The 14,085-nt window shown below is 73.4% G+C and carries 21 protein-coding genes; 19 read left to right on the forward strand and 2 right to left on the reverse strand.

Features of this window, described 5'->3' with window-relative positions:
- Positions 1–103 precede the first annotated feature (103 nt).
- The 18 genes from ACFXDE_RS28640 to ACFXDE_RS28725 all read left to right on the forward strand — a co-directional run bounded on the left by ACFXDE_RS28640 (position 104) and on the right by ACFXDE_RS28725 (position 10,985).
- A complete protein-coding gene (locus ACFXDE_RS28640; protein ID WP_380497556.1) occupies positions 104–745 on the forward strand; it encodes a hypothetical protein in 642 nt (213 codons plus the stop codon).
- A 24-nt stretch (positions 746–769) separates the two neighbouring features.
- Positions 770–961: a hypothetical protein gene (locus ACFXDE_RS28645; RefSeq protein ID WP_380497557.1), complete on the forward strand. Its 192-nt coding sequence runs from the start codon at positions 770–772 to the stop codon at positions 959–961.
- Positions 962–1,098: 137 nt separating this feature from the next.
- Complete coding sequence (locus ACFXDE_RS28650; protein WP_380497558.1) at positions 1,099–1,494, forward strand: RRQRL motif-containing zinc-binding protein; 396 nt, start codon at positions 1,099–1,101, stop codon at positions 1,492–1,494.
- Between the two features lie 22 nt (positions 1,495–1,516).
- The gene (gene dnaN / locus ACFXDE_RS28655; RefSeq protein ID WP_380497559.1) at positions 1,517–2,689 is read left to right on the forward strand and encodes a DNA polymerase III subunit beta; all 1,173 of its coding nucleotides are present in this window, start codon (positions 1,517–1,519) and stop codon (positions 2,687–2,689) included.
- Between the two features lie 87 nt (positions 2,690–2,776).
- On the forward strand, positions 2,777–3,505 hold the full coding sequence (locus tag ACFXDE_RS28660; RefSeq protein WP_380497560.1) for a hypothetical protein: 729 nt from the start codon (positions 2,777–2,779) through the stop codon (positions 3,503–3,505).
- Between the two features lie 184 nt (positions 3,506–3,689).
- Positions 3,690–4,109 carry a hypothetical protein gene (locus tag ACFXDE_RS28665; RefSeq protein ID WP_380497561.1) on the forward strand — a complete coding sequence of 140 codons (420 nt, stop codon included), beginning with the start codon at positions 3,690–3,692 and terminating at the stop codon, positions 4,107–4,109.
- A gap of 122 nt (positions 4,110–4,231) precedes the next feature.
- Positions 4,232–4,741: a hypothetical protein gene (locus ACFXDE_RS28670; RefSeq protein ID WP_380497562.1), complete on the forward strand. Its 510-nt coding sequence runs from the start codon at positions 4,232–4,234 to the stop codon at positions 4,739–4,741.
- Positions 4,742–4,779: 38 nt separating this feature from the next.
- Positions 4,780–5,385, forward strand: coding sequence for a hypothetical protein (locus ACFXDE_RS28675; protein ID WP_380497563.1), 606 nt, complete (start codon positions 4,780–4,782; stop codon positions 5,383–5,385).
- Between the two features lie 175 nt (positions 5,386–5,560).
- Positions 5,561–5,869, forward strand: coding sequence for a hypothetical protein (locus tag ACFXDE_RS28680; RefSeq protein ID WP_380497565.1), 309 nt, complete (start codon positions 5,561–5,563; stop codon positions 5,867–5,869).
- Between the two features lie 98 nt (positions 5,870–5,967).
- Positions 5,968–6,213 (forward strand): hypothetical protein, encoded by a 246-nt coding sequence (locus ACFXDE_RS28685; RefSeq protein WP_380497566.1) that lies wholly within the window; start codon positions 5,968–5,970, stop codon positions 6,211–6,213.
- A 102-nt stretch (positions 6,214–6,315) separates the two neighbouring features.
- A complete protein-coding gene (locus ACFXDE_RS28690) occupies positions 6,316–6,636 on the forward strand; it encodes a hypothetical protein (protein ID WP_380497567.1) in 321 nt (106 codons plus the stop codon).
- 212 nt (positions 6,637–6,848) lie between these two features.
- Positions 6,849–7,334: a hypothetical protein gene (locus tag ACFXDE_RS28695; protein ID WP_380497568.1), complete on the forward strand. Its 486-nt coding sequence runs from the start codon at positions 6,849–6,851 to the stop codon at positions 7,332–7,334.
- 129 nt (positions 7,335–7,463) lie between these two features.
- Positions 7,464–7,835 (forward strand): HIT family protein, encoded by a 372-nt coding sequence (locus tag ACFXDE_RS28700; RefSeq protein WP_380497569.1) that lies wholly within the window; start codon positions 7,464–7,466, stop codon positions 7,833–7,835.
- Positions 7,832–8,380 carry a nucleoside 2-deoxyribosyltransferase domain-containing protein gene (locus tag ACFXDE_RS28705; RefSeq protein ID WP_380497570.1) on the forward strand — a complete coding sequence of 183 codons (549 nt, stop codon included), beginning with the start codon at positions 7,832–7,834 and terminating at the stop codon, positions 8,378–8,380. Before ACFXDE_RS28700 ends, ACFXDE_RS28705 begins: the two co-directional genes overlap by 4 nt.
- A 32-nt stretch (positions 8,381–8,412) precedes the next feature.
- Positions 8,413–8,925, forward strand: a complete 513-nt coding sequence (locus ACFXDE_RS28710; RefSeq protein ID WP_380497571.1) for an AAA family ATPase — start codon at positions 8,413–8,415, stop codon at positions 8,923–8,925.
- Positions 8,926–9,034: 109 nt separating this feature from the next.
- Entirely contained in the window at positions 9,035–9,808 is a 774-nt protein-coding gene (locus tag ACFXDE_RS28715; RefSeq protein ID WP_380497572.1) for a hypothetical protein, read from the forward strand.
- 177 nt (positions 9,809–9,985) lie between these two features.
- A complete protein-coding gene (locus ACFXDE_RS28720; RefSeq protein WP_380497573.1) occupies positions 9,986–10,522 on the forward strand; it encodes a hypothetical protein in 537 nt (178 codons plus the stop codon).
- An 82-nt stretch (positions 10,523–10,604) separates the two neighbouring features.
- Entirely contained in the window at positions 10,605–10,985 is a 381-nt protein-coding gene (locus ACFXDE_RS28725; RefSeq protein ID WP_380497574.1) for a hypothetical protein, read from the forward strand.
- Between the two features lie 71 nt (positions 10,986–11,056).
- On the opposite strand, the gene ACFXDE_RS28730 is transcribed toward ACFXDE_RS28725, so the two are convergent.
- The gene (locus ACFXDE_RS28730) at positions 11,057–11,938 is read right to left on the reverse strand and encodes a ParA family protein (protein WP_380497576.1); all 882 of its coding nucleotides are present in this window, start codon (positions 11,936–11,938) and stop codon (positions 11,057–11,059) included.
- Positions 11,939–11,953: 15 nt separating this feature from the next.
- Positions 11,954–13,087: a ParB/RepB/Spo0J family partition protein gene (locus ACFXDE_RS28735; protein ID WP_380497577.1), complete on the reverse strand. Its 1,134-nt coding sequence runs from the start codon at positions 13,085–13,087 to the stop codon at positions 11,954–11,956.
- A 244-nt stretch (positions 13,088–13,331) separates the two neighbouring features.
- Between ACFXDE_RS28735 and ACFXDE_RS28740 the strand changes: the two genes are divergently transcribed.
- Positions 13,332–14,078, forward strand: a complete 747-nt coding sequence (locus ACFXDE_RS28740; protein ID WP_380497578.1) for a hypothetical protein — start codon at positions 13,332–13,334, stop codon at positions 14,076–14,078.
- The last annotated feature ends 7 nt before the right edge of the window (positions 14,079–14,085 follow it).

Raw genomic sequence — 14,085 nt, forward strand, 5'->3', positions numbered from 1 at the left:
GCCTCTCCGGGGGCCGCCGGACCCGCCGTCACCGGCCGGGCCCGGCGGCCCCAGAAGGCGCCGCGGCGCCCCCACCCACCCCGCTTCCCCGAAGGAGACCCCCGTGCCCGGCACCGACATCCCGAACAACGACTCGCAGGTCATCCTCCTGGAGCGCGGCTACGTGCCGACGAACATGGACGGGCAGCTCGTCGCCGTGCCGCTGGGCCCGGATTACGGGGACGCCACCTGCGTGCCCGCGCTCGTCGACGGCCAGGCCGTCGCCGTGCCCGTCTTCGACGTGAGCGCCCACCTGGACGCCATGGCCGCCCGCCTGGCCGACCACCGCCGCGCCGTCGACGCCCAGGCCCCCGTCCCTGCGGCCGCACCGGCCGTCGACCCCGGCCTGTCGCTCGCGGTGCGCCAGTACGTCCTGTACGGCTCCATCGCCTCCCTGGCGGCCGGCGGGGCGGTGTGGATGCTGGGCGCCGCCGTCGCCGAGGTCGCCCCGCACGCAGACGCCCTCGGGGACCTCCTCAAGTGGGCGGCCGTGCTCGTCGCGGCCGTGGTGCTCGGCGTCTCCGGCCTGCTCGGCAAGCTCCGCTCGGTCGCCTCCGGCTCCGCGTCCGGCGCGGGCACGAGCGCCAGCGGCGACGGCGCCAGCGCGACCGGCACCGTGCTCGCCCTGGTCCACCGCACCCACCAGACCAACATCGGCCGCCAGAGCGCCGGGTGGCGCGGCTCCATCACCAACAACAACGGCTGACCGCAGACCACCAAGGACACGCCCATGCGCTTCGCCCGCCTTCTCCCACGCCTGGCCCGCCGCCCCGCCCCGGCCTGGCCCGACGAGGAACTGCCCAGCGTCTACCTGCCCGCCTGCGCCGAACCGCCGGTCCCCCACCCGGAGCCCGAGCAGGACTGGTGCACCTGGCCCGACGAACTCGTCGTGCCGCCCGCCCTCGCAGCCGAGCGCCTCTGATCCGGCCGCCCGGCCTCGCCCCCGGCCACACCCGCCCACCCCGCCGAACGCCGGCCGGGTGGGCGGGCCCGTGTCCGGGGCCGTCACCGGCCGACCGGCCCGCACCACCCGACCACACCGGAACGGAGAGCAACAGCGTGCGCGCGATCGACCTCGACCCCGAAGGCCGCCACCACGGCGGCCTGCCCACCTACCCCTGGAAGTTCGGCCCCGAGGGCCTGGCCACCCGCCGCCAGCTGCGCGCCATGGGCCTGCGCCCGGCCGCCCAGGAGCCCACCGCCCAGGTGGTGTGCCGCCGCGGCCGCCGCCACGGCTACCTGTACCGAATCGACGCCGCCAAGCCCGTGCGGCCGATGACCCCGGGCCGGGCCGCCGCCCTCGACCGGGCGATGGCCGCCCGCCAGACGTGCCCGCTGTGCCTCGTCCGCTACGACGCCTGCCTCCCGCTCAAAACCCTCGGCTCCTGCCTCCCGTGCTCGGAACTGTCCGACGACGAGCGCGACCAACTCGCCGCCCTCACCACCGCCGCCTGACCCACCGTCCTTGGAGGACACCTTGAAGCTCCGCGTCTTCGCCAACGTGCTCGCCGAGGCCGTCGCCTTCGCCGCCCGCGCCCTGCCCACCCGCGCCCCCGTCCCGGTCCTCGCCGGCATCCTGCTGCGCACCGACGAGCACGGCCTGCACCTGGCCGCGTTCGACTACGAGACCGCGGCGACCACCCGCGTGGACGCGGAGATCGCCGACGACGGCACCGCGCTGGTCTCCGGCCGCCTCCTCAACGAGATCTGCAAGACCCTGCCGAAGGCCGCCGAGGTCGACATCGAGCTGTCCGGCTCCCGGCTGCTCGTCACCTCCGGCACGGCGAAGTTCACCCTGCCGACCCTGCCGGTCGAGGAGTACCCGCAGCTGCCCGGCGTACCGGACACCGTGCTCACCGTCCAGGCCGACGCCCTCGCCGACGCCGTCGCCCAGGTCGCCGTCGCCGCGAGCACCGAGGAGAGCCTGCCGGTGCTGACCGCCGTGCAGCTGCTCCTCGAGGACGACCGGATCACCCTGGCCGCCACCGACCGCTACCGCTTCGCCGTACGTGAGCTGACCGTCCAGCCCACCGGCACCCTCCCGGCCGTGACGCCCAAGACCGGCAAGAAGAAGGACAAGGCCGACGACGGCGCCGTCCTGATCCCGGCGAAGTTCCTCGCCGAGGCCACCCGCGCGATGACCGGCGAGCACCCGGTCGCCGTCGGCTGGTCGGACGGCCAGCTCACCCTCACCACCGCCGGCAGCAGCATCGGCACCCGGCTCCTCGACGGCGACTTCCCGCGCCACCGCGGCGTGTTCCCCACCCCCGCCGACGCCGAGCTGACCGTCACCGTCCCCACCGACGAGGCGCTGGCAGCGCTCAAGCGCGTCGCCCTGGTCGCCTCCGACAAGACCCCGGTCCGCCTGACCGTCACCGACGACGGCAGGCAGCTGTGCCTGGAGGCCGGGCACGGCGACGACGCCCACGCCGTCGACCGCATCCCCTGCAACACCACCGGCCACCTCGACGGCGGCACGATCGCGTTCAACCCCGGCTACCTCGCCGACGCCCTCAAGGCCCTCACCGCGCCCGAGGCCCGCCTCCACGCCACCTCGGCCACCAAGCCCGCCCTGCTCACCGGGCACTCCGGCGAACTCGCCGACACCGACTACCAGCACCTGCTGATGCCGATCCGCCTCAACGGCTGATCCCGCCTCACCCCGCCCGCCCCGCACCGACGGGGCGGGCCCCGGCACCAACCCCCGGCACACCGACCCGAACAGGAGCAGCACCCCGTGAACCAGCACACCGAGCCCACCGCCCCCCAGGAGCAGCCGAACGTCAGCGTCCGCGAGTCGGCCCGGCGCCGGGCCCGCGCCCTGACCGCCCCCGGCGGCTGGCTCGACCGGCGCCGCCGCGAACTCGCCGGCGCTCTGGACGACTTCTCCGGCGCCGAACCGTGGGTGCGCGCCCTGGCCTACCTGACCGCGATCGCCCTCGCCGCCCTGGTGCTGGGCACCGTCGGCGGCATCCTGTTCAACGCGGCTGGCGCCGTGATCGGCGCCGTGCACCTGCCCCAGGACCTGCCCGCCGGCGGCGACGGCCTGCGCGTCGCCGTCACCGGACCCATCCACGCCTACCTCATCGCCCACCAGGCCTACCCGCTCACCCCTGCCACCGCGTACGGCGCGTGGAAGACGGTGGGCCTGGTCGCCGCGCTGCTCGCCTTCATCACCCAGGGCGCCGTCGCACGTCTCGGCTGGACGGCCTGGTCCTGCGCCACCCTCGCCATGGTCTGGTCCGCCGCTCCCGAGGCTGGGCGCCCGGTCGCCGTCGGCCTGACCGCCACAGCCATCGCGGTCATCTCGCTGTTCGCCCTGCGCGGCATCTCGTTCAGCCTGCGCCCGATGGTGATCAACCGCACCGACGTGCAGCCGCAGATCACCATTCAGACCCCGGAGCCCAAGACAGCCCGGCCCCGCCCGGCTGTCCCGGCGCCGGGCTCGCCCTTCGACCAGCGCTGACCACTCCGGACGGGCCGGTGCCCCGGTGCACCGGCCCGCCCTTCCCCCGTCCGGGCACTGACGCTGCCCACCACTGCCGCCGCCGCCCCTGCCACCCAGGCCGGGACGGCGGGCGCGGTGGTGTGTGGCGCGGCCACCCGGCCGGCACCGAACCGTCCAGCACCCGCCCCCCTTTGGAGGACCCGTGAACGGCCGTCTGCTCCGCCTTCTGCCCGCCCGCCTGCTCCGCCGCCTCGGCTACGGCGCCGTGTACGTCGACCAGGACGCCCTGGCCGCTGTGCTGGAAGCCGACCTCGACACCGCCCGGGCGGGCCAGCCTGCCGACCTGCGCAAGGCCCTGGAGAGGCTGACCTCCCCGCTGGAGTTCCAGCCTGGCCTGGCCGCCCTGCACCGCGAGACGGCCGACACCGTCGTCTACCTCTGCAACCTCGTGTCGGCCTCCGAGACGCACCTCGACCTCCACGACCCCGACCAGCACCGGCTCTACGAGGACCTGGTGGCCGCCGCCCGGGCCGCCGAGGACCTCCGGCTCTGCGTCGCCACCGCCACCGCCCGCACGCTGCCCGTCCCCGACACGACCACCGCCGAGCTCCAGCACCGCTGATCCACGTCCGGGCACTGACGCTGCCCACCACTGCGGCCGCCGCCCCTGCCACCCAGGCCGGGACGGCGGGCGCGGTGGTGCGCGGCGCGGCCGCCCGGCCGGCACCCCGACAGGAGGACCCCGTGACCACCGACACCACCCCGTCCACCCCGGCCGCCACCGCCTACGAACCGTTCGCCCGACCCGACCGCAGCTACCGCCCGGAAAGCGCCCTGCCCGAGGCCACCGACTGGGAGCTGGCCCGCATCGCGCTCGACCGGCGCAGCTCCGCCGCCTACGCCGACGACCCGCACGCCGACGAGGCCCGGCGGATCGGCGAGGAGTTCACCGCCGAGGAAGCCGCACGGGTCGACGCGTTCCTCGCGGCGGGCATCCAGGACGTCGGCCGCCTGGACGCTGTCGCCGCTGGCCAGGCGCTCACCGGCGAGGACCGGACCTGGCTGATCGACCAGCTGCGGCGGGCCTGGGACCGCCTGGACCGCCTGCACGACTGCCTCGACCACTCCGGCAGCCTCCTGACCAACACCTACGCCGCGAGCAGCGTCGACTACGTCCGCTGGTCCCGGAAGCCGCAGGCGCTCTCGCCCCTGAACCGGCCCGGCCGCCCCGGCCGCCCGACCACCGCCGGCTGACCAGAGACACGAACCCCACGCACGAACGAAGGAGAAGGATGAACAGCACCCTGTCCTCGGAGGAGCAGCTGGCGCGCGCCGTGGAGTTCCGTGTGCCGATCCCCCAGGGCCCGGTCGGCGGGTACGGCGAGGTCGTCGTGCGCCGCGACGAGACCGGCGACGGCTGGGCGGTGACCGACGGCGCCCTGGTCGGCCTGCGGGCCTGGCTCGAGGGCGAGGACGGCGGCTGGCGGCCCGTCCGGGACATCGGCCGCGCCGCCGCCTACAAGCACACCCGCGAGGAGGCGCTGGCCCTGGCCCACCGGGTCGCCGAGTACGAGGCCGTCAACCACCAGGTGCTGCTCGGTGTGATCGCCGACCCCCTCGGCCACGCCATTCGCACCCGGCAGTACACGATCACCTGCCCGCGCTGCCAGACGCCCGGTGCCGAGGAGTACGGCGAGCCGGCCTGGAACAGCGACGACTTCGCGGACTGTGCCCGCTGTCGCTCCTGCGGGATCGAATGGGCCCTTGACCCCGGGGCCGACGCCTCCTGCACCACCTGCGGCGGCAGCGGCATCCCCGGTGCCGGGTCCATCCGCCGGCGCACCTTTGACGGCTGGGAGCCCGCCCCGAAGTGCGAGTGCCACGAGTCCGGGCGCTGACCCTGCCCACCACCGCGCCCTGCCCCTGGTGCCGGACAGGCCGGCGGGCGGGGCCCGGTGGTGCGCGAGCCGACCGGCCCCAACTCCGAGAAATGCATACTCTGGACATGCATAGTCTGAGTCTGCATACTTGGTTGAGCGGGAACCCCTCCCGCCCAACCGGGAAGGAACTGCCATGGGCATCTACTGGGGCGAGAACACCGGACACCGCAGCTGCCTCACCACCCAGCGCCTCGCCCGCAGGCTGCGGTGGGCCCGCATCGGCGACAACGCCACCATCCGCACGTTCCTCACCGCCCTGGACGGCGACCACCGCGGTGAACTCGTCCTCACCGCGGACCAAGCCCAGCAGATCATGTTCGCGCTGCGCTGGGCCGCGGACCGGATGCGCTGGTTCGCCCTCCCCGGCTGGACCCGCCTGGCCCGGATCCTGGCCAACGACGCCGAGCGCGCCTGGCGCAGCGGCGGCTGGACCATCGAGTGACCTCCGCCAGGCCCGCTCCGGCCGCACACAGGGCAGACTGCGAGTCTGCATTCTCCGTGAATGCAGACCAGCAGCCGCCCGCACGCCAGGAGCCCGTCATGCCCCGTCCTGACCAGACCACCCGTACCGAAGGCCGCGCCCACATCGCCGCGCTCAAGAAGAGGCGCGACAAGATCCACGCCGATGCCGAGAAGGCCAAGACCGACGCGGACGCCGAGATGTGGGCCGCCATCGCGGAGCTGATCCGCACCGGCCAGGTCCTCCAGGCCGACGCCGCCGCCGAGACCGGCTTCACCCGCGACCACGTCCTCAAGCAGACCAAGCGCTACAGCTCCGGCGGCTGACCGGCCGCCAGCGCGTCCCGGCACCGGCCGGCGAGGGTTCACGACCCAGGCGCGCACCATCCGGGACACCGCGTCCCGGAGCAGCTCGGAGAGGGAAACCCGATGAGCAGCACCACCACCAGCACCGTGTGGACCGCCGCCTGGCCCGAGAACGTCCTCGCCCGCTACCTCACCGTCGGCGGCGCCCAGATCGACCTGACGAGCGTCCGCTTCCGCACCAGGTTCCTCCCGAAGGGCCGCCCCTACGTCGGCGACACCTACCACGAGGTCGACGGCTTCACCTGGAAGTGCAACGGCTGCGGCACCACCGGCAGCGTCGGCGTCTACGGCGACCCGTACCTGCCGAACGAGCGCCAGGACGCCCACCTGGACGCCAACGCCCACGCCAACGAGTGCCGCTCGATGCCCAAGCCCACCAGCTGACCCGCCAGCGCGTCCCCGGCACCCGGCCGGCGCGGGCTCACGACCCGGACGCGCACCACCCCCTTCCGGCACCACCGGCCGCGCACCCGACGGCCGGTCACCCCACCGCGCCCGAACGCGGACCCCTCTGCAGCCCGCCCGTGGCACCCGCACGCCTGCCCAGACGGCGGGCGCCCAGCCCACACCCACACCACAACCACCCGGAGGAATCCGTGACCGCCACCGACCGCGCCGCCCGCTTCGCCACCTCCTACGCCCTCCTGCGGGCCGCCGGAGCGATCGGTGACATGTGGGTCCAGACGGACACCTGCGCCCGGATCAAGGGCGCCACCGACACCAACCCCGTCGTCGACCGCGACGAGGAGACCGGCACCGAGACCGTGCACGGAACCCGCGAGGGCCAGCTCGCCTGCGCCCACCACTGCCTGACCTACTCGGCCACGCAGGCCGGCGCCCTCCTGATCGGCTCGCGCCTGCTGGGCCTGCGCTTGAGGCCCGGCCGCGTCACCGCCGCGCTGGCCCTGTCCTTCGCGACCCACTACATCGCGGACAGGCGACAGCCCTTGGCCCGCCTGGCCAACGCCACCGGCAAGGGCGCCTTCTACGAGCGCCTGGCCCCGGTGTGCGGGTCCTTCGAGCTCGACCAGGCCTGGCACCACGGCTGGGAATCCGCAGCCGCCCTGCTCCTGGCCCGCTGACCCGCGCCGGACGCTCACGCTGCCCACCACGACGCTCCGCCCCCGGCCACCCAGGCCGGGCGGTCGCAGCGCTGTGGTGCGCGGCGCGGCCGTCCGGCCGGACCCACACCGAGAAGGGAACCGATCACCGTGTCGGTCTCGAACTGCGCCTTCTGTGCCATCGTCAGGGGAGAGGCGCCCGCCGACGTCGTCCGGGAGTGGAGCGACGCCATCGCGATCCGCCCGCGCAGCGGCGGTGTCGCCGACGGGCACCTGCTGGTGATCCCCCGCCAGCACGTGGCGGACGTCGGCACCGACCCGCTCGTCTCCGCGGCCACCATGGCGCGCGCCGCCGAGCTCGCCGCCGAGCTGCCCGCCGCCAACGTCCTCACGAGCCGGGGCGCCGCGGCCACGCAGACGGTCTTCCACCTGCACCTGCACGTCGTCCCCCGCACCGACGGGGACGGCCTGCCCCTGCCCTGGACCCCGCAGCACGCCGCCCGGAACGGAGCCACCGCGTGAACCTCCACCTCGTCATGGCCCGCGAGCCCCTGCCCACCCACGGCCCGTCCGTGTTCCTCGCCGGCCCCACCCCCAGGCTCGGCGGCCCCGTCGACTCCTGGAGGCCGGCCGCCTACGCCGAGCTGGGCGCCCAATGGACCGGCCCCGGCCCGCTGACCGTGCTCTCCCCCGAGTCCCGGGGCGGTCGCCGCGCCGAGCACTACGACGACCAGGTCGACTGGGAGACCGCCGCCCGGGCCAGTGCCGACGCGATCCTCTTCTGGATCCCCCGCGACCTCGAGCACATGCCCGGCTTCACCACCAACGTCGAGTTCGGCCTCGACATCGGCACCGGCCGCGTGGTCCTCGGCTGCCCGCCCGACTGCGCCGCCCCCGAGCGCAACCGCTACCTGATCTGGGTCGCACACCGCCACGGCGCCCCCGTGCGCGACACCCTCAGCGACACCGTCGCCGCCGCACTCGCCCTCGCCTCCACCCGCACGCCCAGCCAGCCCGGCCCCGCCGACAACCCGCTGCCCGACGACCCCACCGGCGCCTGGCTCTGACCACCCACCACACCACCTCGGAGGCCCCCGCCATGACGACCACGACCCTCGCCACCGCCCGCTCCCGCGCCCTCGAACCGGTCCAGCCCGGCGACCTGGTCGTGCTGATCGGCGCCGCGGCCAGCGGCAAGACCACCCTCTTGCAAGACGTCCCGGCCCACCAGATCGTCTCCCTCGACCAACTGCGCGCCGCCGTGTCCGAGCCGGGCGACCAGAGAGCCACCGCCGACGCGCTCCTGCTCCAGCACCAGATCCTGACCGCCCGCCTGCGGCGCGGCGTGACGACCTACATCGACGCCGTGTCCGGCCTGCCGCACCACCGGCTGCAGCTGGTCGACCTCGCCCGCCAGCACGGCCGCCGCCCCGTCGCCGTCCTGCTGCGCGTTCCGCTCGACCTGTGCCTCGCCCGCAATGCGCGGCGGCCCGACCACGAGCGGGTGCCGGAGAAGGTTTTGTGCGAGCAGCACGCCCAGACCTCTGCTGCGGCCGCCGCCCTGCTCGGCGAGGGCTTTGCCGAGATCCGCTACCACCGCACCGGGCACTGACGCTGCCCACCACCGCGCCCCGCCCACCGGCCAGCCAGGCCTGGGTGGCCGGGCGCCGTGGTGAGCGACGCGGCCGCCCGGCCCACCCCAACTCCCCTGGAGGCACCTGATGACCGAGCAGACGACCCGCGCCCGCCTGCTGAGCAACGCCCTCGACACCGCCGACAACGTCGCCATCGCCGCTGCGGCGGCCGCCGCCGGCCTCACCACCTACCGCACCCTCGCCGCCCGTCCGGCCGAGACCCGCTTCACCCTCGCCGTGGCCGCCGCCGGCCTCGCCGCCTGCCTCGCCGACCAGGCCACCACCCAGCTCCGCCGCCCGCTGCGCCACCGCCTCGGCGTCCCCACCTACGGCTATGTCCCCGCCCCCGCCCCCGCCGCCGCGGCGCCCGCCCTGGCGCCCTCGCGGGAGCAGCTTGCCGAGGAGGTCGCCGCCGACGCCGCACACCGCGCGGCCACCGGAGCCCACGGCCTCGACCGCAGCGGCGGCAGCCTGACCGAGGCCGCCAACTGGGTCGGCGTGCAGGACGGCACCGCGACGTGCGAGCTGCCCGGCGGCGCGCACCTGCTGTGTGTCCCCTCTCCCGCCGACCAGCACGGCTACAGCACCCGCACCTACCTGCTCGTGCGTGACGGCGAGCAGCAGATCCGGGTGGGCAGCATCAGCGAGCTGGTCGCGCTCCTGGACAGCCCCACGGCCGACGCGGCGCAGCCCGCCGACGACGAGGACCAGGACGACGACCCGTGGGCCGCCCTCGGCGAGGAACTCGCCGTCGCCGAGCTCTGCCCCGCCGCGGCCGCCGACGAGGACCAGGTCGACGAGGACGACGAGGACGACTACCGCGACCAGGAGGCCGAGGCCCACGCGGCCGGCCTCCTGTAGTTCGACAGCACCTCGGCAGCGGGCCGGCCTCCACCGAGAACCGGCCCGCAACGTCACCGCCGCCCTCCACCTCCTCCTGCACCGCCCCACCGCCAGCCATGCCTGACAATCCGCCAGCACCCGGCCCGGCCCCCGCACCGCAGCTGGCCGGGCCGACCCGTCGAAGGAGCCCGCACCATGACGATCACGCCGATCCCCCGCCGCGGCCTCTACACCACCAACCCCGACGAGCGGCTGCGCCCCGGCACCCCGGACCGGCCCTGGGAGCTGTGGCTCACCGGCCCCAACACCCTCCTGCCGATGCCCGACCTCGCCACCGCCCTGATGGCCGCCGCCGAGCACAACGCCCTGTCCACCGACCTGGACGACGGCTCCCCGTACCAGCCCGTCAGCTACGCCGTCGTCCTCGAGCACGGCTACGCCTGGCGGCGCCGGGGCGTGGCGGGGTCGGGCGTCGGAGTGGCCGTCCCGTCGTTGTGCTGGACCGCCAAATGCGGCATCTGCGGTGACGTGCTTGAGCACGAGTTCATCCCCCACCACCCCAGCCCCGAGGACGCCGCAGACGACGCGGTCGGCAGCTGTGAGTGGAGCCAGCTGTCCGACGGGCGGCTGGTGTGCGAGCACCGCGACGAAGCCCACGACCACGCCCGCGCTCAGGCTCGCGCCCACGGCGCCCCCGAGCAGCCGGACGAGAACCAGCTCCCTCTCCTGTAGGCCCACCACCTCGATGGAGGACCACATGTACCGACCCGTCATCGCTCCCCGCCCCGACAGCCCGAGTAGCCAAGCTGTTGGGGTGGACTTCGACGAGACCCTGATGGCGGTCGATGAGCGAGGATGGATGGGCGGCCAGGTGTACGGCGAGCCGATCCCCGGCGCCATCGAAGCGCTGCGCCTGCTCGCCCAGCACCGCGCCGTCTTTGTCTACACCGCCCGACACCGCCGATTCCACGAAGCCGTCGCCGGATGGGTCACCCGACACAGCGGCCTGGTGACCCGGGTCAACGACGACCTGGACCGGGCCTACTGGACCGAGCGCGGCACCATCCTCGTAACCAACCTCAAGCTCGGCGCAGCTGCGTACGTGTGCGACAAGGCCATCCACTTCAACGGTGACTGGACCACTACCCTCGCCACCGTCACCCGCGTGATCGGCCTGACCCCGGCCGCCGTCTGACAGCACTACCCGAAAGGGCCCGTTCCTGGCGTGAGTCGCCGGGAACGGGCCCTCTCGCGTTTCGGGGGTCTTTACGCCGTAAAGGTCTCCTTGGTGAGGCCCATGCCCGCGGCGATGCCCCGGTACTCGATGGCTGGCGCGCTGGCCGGCGCGTACAGCGGGAGGGCGGTCTGCGCGGAGTAGGCCTCGGCGACCTTCGTGCTGCGCCGGACCGAGGGGTGCAGCACGAGCTCGCCGTAGGCCTCGCGCAGCTGATTCTCCGAGTCGCTGTAGACCTTGCCCTGGCTCTCGTGGGAGACCGACTCTCCTATCACGATCCAGTCGATCCCGAGGGAGATGCCGAGCGGGCCGAAGGCCTTGTTCATCTCGGCGAGCGTGGACTCGAGCTCCGTGAGGGCGCGGGCCTCCTTCTCCTGGGACTTCACGCAGGCCATGACCTCGACGCGGTCCTTGTCGGCCAGCAGGGCACCCTTGGTGGTGAGCTTGAGGTCACCGGGGCAGTCGATGAGGATCACGTCGAAGCGGCCCATGACGGCGGGCAGCAGGCGGCTGAACCACATCTCGCGGAGCATCGCTCCCGCGAGCTTGTCGTCCAGCTCCTTGAGCCTGCGGGATCCAGGCACGAGCCAGAGTCCCGGGATGATCGGGCCGCCCTCGCCTCGGCGGGCGGGGATGGCAGCCTCGTCCAGGGTGGCGAGGCCGTCGACCACGTCCCAGAGGGTGGCGATGTTCTCATCCGAGTCCGGGTCGTCGTAGCCCAGGATGTGGGCCAGGTCGCGCTGACTGTCTGCCTCAATGACCAGGACCAGCAGTCCTTCCTCGGCCGCGACTGCGGCGAGGGCGCTGACCGTGGTGGTCTTCACCGATCCGCCGGACTCGTTGACGGCCACGATTACGCGCGTCACGCGGCCGGTGTTCGGCGGGATCTGGAGGAAGGTGTCGGGGATGGTCATCACGTCTCCAGATCTTTACGCCGTAAAGGCGGGGTCGTCGGTCAGCAGGCGCAGCTCCGAGTCCGTTGCCTCGTAGGCGGCGTGCTCGACCAGCCAGCCAATGTAGGGCCGGTCAGCAGGGGTCGCGGCGGCGCCCATGCGCAGCTCGCATCCGGCGAGGGCGAGCGCCAGGACAGCCTGCCGGGGATGGGTGGTGGCCACCGAGGCGACGTAGGACTCGGACTCGGCGTCGCCGTTCACGGCGGCGAGCCACTGTCCGGCGAGTTGCTCGGTCGCGTCGTGGTCGGCCGGGTTCCTGAGAGCGGAGAGGACCACGGCGGTGTCGTCGGTCGGGGTCCCGGTCAGGACGGCCTGGCACGCCGCGCGGCGTGCGCTGGAGGCCGGGTCCTTGTCGGCGCCGACCGGGGCCTGGTGGGGGACCTTGGCCTTCGAAGTCTTGCGGGGCACGCTCTTCTTCGCGGGCTTGTCGGCCGCCTTCTCCTGAAGGCCGGCCCACGCCTCCCGCTGGGCCGCGTGGTCTTTGGTCTTGCCGAGCTCCCGGGCCTGCTCGATCGTCATGCCGCCGGCCTTGAAGGCGTCGAGGACATCGGGAGCGAGGTTGGCCAGACGCCGCCGCTGCGAGACCCATCCCTCGCTCTTGCCCAGCGCCGCCGCCACGGCGGAGTAGGTGCCGAGGAGCCCCTTGAGCTCCTCGATCGTTTCGAGTTCCTCCAGCGGCGACAGGTCCTCGCGCTGGATGTTCTCCGTCAGCGCGAGGACCAGGATCTCCGTACGGGTCGTCGCGTTGGTGTTGATGTGGATCGGCACCTCGGCCAGCGACACCATCGCCGCGGCAGCCAGCCGCCGGTTTCCGTTGACGACGACGTAGGGCACCGCCGCGACCGCGTCGGCGTGCTCCGGATATGCCGCCGCGTACACCGGCGCCGGGACGAGCGTCAGCGCCTGGGCGATACCGCCCTGCCGGATGCTGTCCGCCAGTTCCTCCAGACGCGGCAGCTCCGCCCGCGGATTCGCCGGATTCGCCACCAACTCGCTCAGCAGCGCCGTCACCTTCACGCCCGCGCCCTGCTGTTCCTGCTGCTGTTGCAGCCGCAGGCGGCGGCGCTCGGCGAGGGAAAGGTTGTTCTGCAGACCAGGGGGTTGTGACACGGGATCTCCGGAGGTGGTGGTGCAACTCGGAAAGGAGACTATCCCCCGGCGCCGTCCCGACAGGGGAGCGGGCGGTCTTTACGCCGTAAAGATGCCAGAGGACCCCAGGGAAGGCGAGGCGGCGGCCAGCATGACCGTGGCGTTCACGTCGGAGGCAACCTAGACGCCTGTCGCCCACTCCTTCGAGCGATGGTCCGGTGTGGAAGCTGTCCTGACGTCCGGCAGGTCGCCAGGATCCGGTGGCATGACGCGCAGAATCGGCCCTCTCCAGCAAATGATCCTGGACGCGCTGAGGAAGGCCCAGGGTCCAGAGCCCTACCCGGTGCTCCTCCGATGGAACGCCCTCGCTATCGCCCTGAGGCGACCTCGAAGCGAGCTCGGAAACATCCGGCGTGCCGTAGCCAACCTCCACCTCGTCGAGGAAGTCGAATGGCCGGACAGCTACTCTTACAACTCGTACGGCGTACGGCTTGTTGCCAACCAGGAGCAGCATTGGCTGTGGGAGCAGCTCATCACGGCCTTCCCGTACGTCGGTCGATCGGCCACCGCTTCCGACTACCGCAGGCCGACTGCGGCGGAAGTCAGGGTCGCGTTCGAGCAAGGCTGCTACAGCTCCGACATGTTCGGGGTCGAGCTGGCGGCGCTCACCAGCCTGGTCAACGCGTACTGCCAGACCTCCTACGATCCCGCCGAGGTCGCCTGGGAGCGAGAGCGGAGAGCACGACAGAAGGACCAGCTGATGTGCGGTACGTACCGACTTCAGCTGAGCAGGGCCATGCACAACCTCGCTGCCAAGCTGGAACGGCAGAGCATCGAGGCCCGCATGGTGACGGTCGGGCCATTCCGGGTCGACCCCCAGATGGCCCTCGATTCTTGCCCCTGCTGCCTAAGGACGTTCACCGCCGACTCCCAACCGGAGCCCGCTGCGATCCTGGCGACTGCGTTCCGGCAACCCGCCGACGCGCTCTGCGCCAGCTCCTCCGGCCGATAGCTATCGG

This window comes from Kitasatospora sp. NPDC059408 (assembly GCF_042751525.1).
Lineage (GTDB): Bacteria > Actinomycetota > Actinomycetes > Streptomycetales > Streptomycetaceae > Kitasatospora.

Excerpts from the sequence above, each read along its gene's own strand:
- ACFXDE_RS28645 (WP_380497557.1), top strand. The coding sequence starts at position 770 with ATGCGCTTCGCCCGCCTTCTCCCACGCCTGGCCCGCCGCCCCGCCCCG.
- ACFXDE_RS28675 (WP_380497563.1), top strand. The coding sequence starts at position 4,780 with ATGAACAGCACCCTGTCCTCGGAGGAGCAGCTGGCGCGCGCCGTGGAG.
- ACFXDE_RS28680 (WP_380497565.1), top strand. The coding sequence starts at position 5,561 with ATGGGCATCTACTGGGGCGAGAACACCGGACACCGCAGCTGCCTCACC.
- ACFXDE_RS28685 (WP_380497566.1), top strand. The coding sequence starts at position 5,968 with ATGCCCCGTCCTGACCAGACCACCCGTACCGAAGGCCGCGCCCACATC.
- ACFXDE_RS28690 (WP_380497567.1), top strand. The coding sequence starts at position 6,316 with ATGAGCAGCACCACCACCAGCACCGTGTGGACCGCCGCCTGGCCCGAG.
- ACFXDE_RS28710 (WP_380497571.1), top strand. The coding sequence starts at position 8,413 with ATGACGACCACGACCCTCGCCACCGCCCGCTCCCGCGCCCTCGAACCG.
- ACFXDE_RS28715 (WP_380497572.1), top strand. The coding sequence starts at position 9,035 with ATGACCGAGCAGACGACCCGCGCCCGCCTGCTGAGCAACGCCCTCGAC.
- ACFXDE_RS28720 (WP_380497573.1), top strand. The coding sequence starts at position 9,986 with ATGACGATCACGCCGATCCCCCGCCGCGGCCTCTACACCACCAACCCC.
- ACFXDE_RS28730 (WP_380497576.1), bottom strand. The coding sequence starts at position 11,938 with ATGACCATCCCCGACACCTTCCTCCAGATCCCGCCGAACACCGGCCGC.
- ACFXDE_RS28740 (WP_380497578.1), top strand. The coding sequence starts at position 13,332 with ATGACGCGCAGAATCGGCCCTCTCCAGCAAATGATCCTGGACGCGCTG.